Origin of the sequence: Caballeronia arvi, from assembly GCF_001544695.2 — a bacterium.
Classification (GTDB): domain Bacteria; phylum Pseudomonadota; class Gammaproteobacteria; order Burkholderiales; family Burkholderiaceae; genus Caballeronia; species Caballeronia arvi.
This window is the reverse complement of sequence record NZ_FCOM02000217.1, coordinates 1-1,534: the sequence shown is the minus strand read 5'-3', so window position 1 is coordinate 1,534 and position 1,534 is coordinate 1. Positions and strand designations below refer to the sequence as shown.

At 60.2% G+C, this 1,534-nt stretch carries 2 protein-coding genes; both read left to right on the top strand.

Annotated features, from left to right (window positions below):
• Positions 1 to 153 precede the first annotated feature (153 nt).
• Positions 154 to 444 carry a type II toxin-antitoxin system ParD family antitoxin gene (locus AWB74_RS48985; RefSeq protein ID WP_407642557.1) on the top strand — a complete coding sequence of 97 codons (291 nt, stop codon included), beginning with the start codon at positions 154 to 156 and terminating at the stop codon, positions 442 to 444.
• Positions 441 to 1,534: chemotaxis protein CheB (locus AWB74_RS44440; RefSeq protein WP_327363353.1), on the top strand; the 1,094-nt coding region annotated here is incomplete at its 3' end. The genes AWB74_RS48985 and AWB74_RS44440, both read left to right, overlap by 4 nt.

Below are 1,534 nucleotides of genomic sequence, written 5' to 3'. Positions count from 1 at the left end.
TGAGTCAGCTTGTCCCTGCTGCACACGTGACGCTCCCGCGGCTTGTCCGTATTGAGCACGGCCTCGATATCCCCCTCCAGTCACGACCCGGAGCAGTTCCGCTTTCAACGCGACGGCCGTTAGCCGAGGGAGAATCCCCGTTGGAGAGTACGTATGGGTCGCTTCAAATGGGATACTATAGGGTGTTACCCATCCATCGGTGAATTGCCCATGCCCAGCAAATACGCATTGAGCATCAGCGTGACTGAACATCTTTCCTCATTTATCCGGTCGGAAGTTGCTACCGGTCGCTACAGTTCAGCAAGCGAAGTTGTCCGTGCGGGGCTGCGGCTTTTGGAGGAGCAGACGTCACACCGTGCTTCGTCGGGGAGCAAGGCTACTGCGCGATCGAAGCGACCGACAAAGGTGGACGGCAAGGCACGCGCTGGGTTGGAGAAAGCATGACATCAGCGGTGGATTTTCCGATTGTGGGCTTAGGCGCCTCCGCCGGCGGGGTTGAGGCACTGGAGGGCTTCTTTCGCGGCATGCCCGAGAAGCCCGGATTGGCGTGCGTGATCATCACGCATCTGAGCCCCAATCGTGAAAGCATGCTGCCGGAGATCGTGTCGCGCTTCACCGCGATGCCGGTGCGCGTCATCGCCGATAACACGGTTATCGAAGTCGACACGGTTTATCTTTTGCCGACCGACGCGGTTGTAACCGTCGAGGATCGTAGGCTGCGCGTCCACGCGCAGGATTCGCACCGACGAGAGCGCAGACCCATTGATCTCTTTTTCAGCGCACTGGCGGCCGACGTTGGCGAATTGTCCGCCGGCGTGGTGCTGTCCGGCGGCGACTCGGACGGGACACTCGGCATCAAGGCCATCAAGGAGCGCGGCGGGCTCACACTCGCGCAGGTAGCCGACGGATTTGGTCCTCATCATGCCAACATGCCCGAGAGCGCAATTTCCAGCGGCCTGGTCGACTTCGCGGTACCCGCAGAGCAGATGGGCGCCAAGCTGGCTCGCTTTGCAGCGGGTAGATTCATGCTCGACAAACTGGCCGGCGCTGCTGACGCGCAAATCGAGAGTGCCGCTTTTGATGAAGCTCGCAATGCAATCTACACAATCCTGCGTCACCAGGTGGGCCATGATTTCAGCGGCTACAAGGTGAAGACCTTCCTGCGCCGCGTGCAGCGGCGCATGCAAGTCCTGGAAATTGAGACGCCGGAAGCGTATGTCGCACGACTGTCCAATAACGCGGAGGAGGTCACGGCGTTATTTCGCGACCTGCTCATCAATGTCACCAGCTTCTTTCGCGATGCTGAGGCATTTGAAGCGCTCTCGGACGCCGTCTTACCGAAACTGTTCGACGCGCGCGGTGTCGGCGACACCATCCGCGTTTGGGTGCCCGGTTGTGCGACCGGCGAAGAAGTGTATTCCATCGCCATGCTCATGCGCGAACACATGGATCGGTTTGACCACGCCCCGCGCGTGCAGATCTTTGCGACCGATATCGACGACGCGGCGCTTGGCGTTGCGCGCTCAGCACGTTA

Coding starts and splice junctions, on each gene's coding strand:
- AWB74_RS48985 (WP_407642557.1), top strand. CDS start 154: ATGGGTCGCTTCAAATGGGATACTATAGGGTGTTACCCATCCATCGGT.